Annotated in this window: 3 protein-coding genes; all 3 read left to right on the forward strand. The window is 47.6% G+C overall.

The features are described from left to right. Positions 1–1,175 (forward strand): GspE/PulE family protein (locus WCO51_11800; GenBank protein MEI6513937.1); only part of this gene is annotated, 1,175 nt, incomplete at its 5' end. A gap of 32 nt (positions 1,176–1,207) precedes the next feature. Further along, positions 1,208–2,443, forward strand: a complete 1,236-nt coding sequence (locus WCO51_11805) for a type II secretion system F family protein (protein ID MEI6513938.1) — start codon at positions 1,208–1,210, stop codon at positions 2,441–2,443. 192 nt (positions 2,444–2,635) lie between these two features. Then, the coding region (locus WCO51_11810; GenBank protein ID MEI6513939.1) for a prepilin-type N-terminal cleavage/methylation domain-containing protein at positions 2,636–2,942 on the forward strand (307 nt) is incomplete at its 3' end.

Below are 2,942 nucleotides of genomic sequence, written 5' to 3' on the forward strand. Positions count from 1 at the left end.
AAGCCGATTCCGCTCCGGTTCGCAGGCTGATCAACATGGTTTTCCTCATGGCTATCCGCGATCAAGCTTCCGACATCCACTTCGAACCCTTCGAAGAAGATTATAAAATGCGCTACAAATGCGACGGCGTTCTATTCGAACTCCCGCCCCCTCCTAAGTATTTGGCCAATGCTATCGCCAGCCGTATCAAAGTTATGGCGAATCTCGATATCGCTGAACGCAGGCTCCCCCAAGATGGTCGTATCGAATTAACCATTGGTGGCAACCGCGTTGATATGCGTGTTAGCACCTTGCCTACTCTCTTTGGCGAAAGCGCTGTTATTCGTTTGCTTGATAAATCCGTAGTTGCCCTCGATATCAACAAGCTTGGAATTGATGCTACCGTTCTTGCAACTTTCCGCGAGCTTATCAACAAGCCTAACGGCGTGGTTCTGGTTACCGGCCCAACCGGTTCAGGCAAGACTACCACCCTCTATTCCGCACTCAACGAACTCAATGTTATTGAAGAAAAAATCATCACCACCGAAGACCCGGTAGAATACGAAATCGAAGGCCTGGTTCAGTGCCCTATCAATCACGAAGTAGGCATGACTTTCGCTGCAGCCCTTCGTAGCATTCTTCGCCAAGACCCTGATAAAATCCTCGTAGGTGAAATTCGCGATCTCGAAACCGCCCAGATCGCTGTACAAGCTGCCCTTACAGGCCATATCGTCTTTAGCACTCTGCATACCAATGATGCTCCCAGCACCATCACTCGTATGCGCGATATGGGTTTGCAATCCTACCTCATCAACGCCTGCGTTGAAGGGGTGCTTGCGCAAAGGCTCGTTCGTAAAATCTGCATCAATTGTCGTGAAGAATTCCAACCCGGCCCGGATCAACTTTTGGAGCTCAACCTGACCCCAGAAATGGTTGCAGGCAAAAAGTTCTTCTACGGCAAAGGCTGCGATACTTGCAATAATACAGGCTATAAAGGCCGTATGGGCATCCACGAACTTCTTGTTATGACTGATGAACTTCGCGATTTAATCTCTAAAGAAGCTTCTACCGATGAACTTCGCGATCTTTGTGTTAAATCAGGTATGAAAACTTTACGCTGGTCCGGGGTTAATGCCATTCATCAAGGCCTTACCACTATGGAAGAAATCATTCGCGAGACCGTTACCGAGGAATAATCTTTCACGATTCCCTCTTCAGGAGTTTTGTTATGGCTAGTTTTAAATTCGAAGCGATGGATACCACAGGCACCGAAGTCAAAGATTCCGTCGATGCCGCTACCGAAGAAGAAGCCCAACAGAAAATTCGCCAAATGGGGTACTTCGTCACGAAGATTACCCAGGTGGCGACCAAAAAAGGCAAAGAGAAGAAGAAGGGCGGCAAGAAGAAGCGAGGCTTCACCATCGGGGGTGTCTCGGGTAAAGCCCTTTGTACCTTCACCAGGCAGTTTTCTACCCTGCAAGATGCAGGCCTCCCTATCCTTCGTTCTCTTCGTATTCTCGAAGGCCAGATGAAAGCCGGTATCCTTAAATACGCCATTGCGGATGTTATCGAAGATGTCGAATCTGGTTCCACCCTCTCCGAAGCTTTTGGCAAACACCCCAAATGCTTCGATCGACTTTATGTCAACATGGTAAAAGCTGGTGAAGCCGGCGGTGCGCTCGAAGTTATTCTTCAGCGCCTTGCAGATTTTAAAGAAAAAGCCCAGACCCTCAAACGCAAAATCACTGGTGCGATGATCTACCCAGCCGTGGTTATCTTTGTCGCAATCTCCATTCTCGTTTTCATTATGATTTTCATCATCCCCAAATTCGAGAAAATCTTCAAAGATTTCGGTATGAAGCTCCCCACGCTTACCCTATTCCTCATGGCTACCTCGCGCTGGGTCTCTACCTACTGGTATGTGCTTCCTCTGATTCCGCTTACCTTCTGGCTGCTGCTTAAGCTCCTACGCATGAGCAGAACGGGGGGATATGTGCTCGATCGAATGTACCTTTGGATTCCCGTGGTTGGCGGCCTTATAGAGAAAACTGCCATTGCTCAATCCACCCGTACTTTGGGAACTTTGGTTTCCTCGGGCGTGCCCATTCTTGAAGGCTTGGCCATCGTTAAAGCAACTTGTACCAATCAGGTTTTCGAGCGCCTTTACCAGCGCGTTTATGAATCCATTCGGGAAGGCGATACCATTTGCCAACCCCTTAGGGAAAGCAAACTCGTTGACGACATGGTGGTTAACATGATCGATGTGGGCGAGGAAACGGGCGACCTCGATACCATGCTTAATAAAGTTGCAGACATTTATGAAGAAGAAGTGAATATCCTTGTCGAAAGCTTGCTTAGCTTGCTCGAACCGATCATGATCGTGTTCCTAGGGGGAGTCATCGGCGGCATCGTTATTGCCTTGTTCATGCCCCTCATCGGTATGCTTGAAGGCTTGAGTAAGTAAGACGGTATGCTTGTAAGGTTGAGTAAGTAGTTGGTTAATGGTTTTGCAAGGGTTCTTGTAGCTCAAAGAATGCCATGTGAGATCTTAGAAACCAAGTGTCCAGTTAGAAAACCCCTTAAAAACAAGGGTGTAACTTTGTGAATCAGGTATTCCGCGTTGATGCGGGTAGAATGAAAACGGAGGATCCAAATCATGTCGCACTTGCTTAAATCCAGATCTAGAAACTCAGCATTCACGCTGATTGAGTTATTGGTGGTGATCGCCATCATTGGCATCCTGGTCTCGCTTACCGCAGCGGGCGTAATGAAAATTTTAAGTCGGGGTCAAATGGTAGCAGCTCGAACAGAACTTTCGCAATTGGAAGCTGCAATAGCTGCTGCTAAACAAAACTTTGGGAATGTTGATGGATTGCCTAGCATAATTGAGGTTTATTCAAACGGGCTAAATTTCCAAGCGGCAGCAAATGCCACTAATATGATGACTGGTCTACCTACTAACC

Source organism: bacterium, assembly GCA_037131655.1.
GTDB lineage: Bacteria > Armatimonadota > Fimbriimonadia > Fimbriimonadales > JBAXQP01 > JBAXQP01.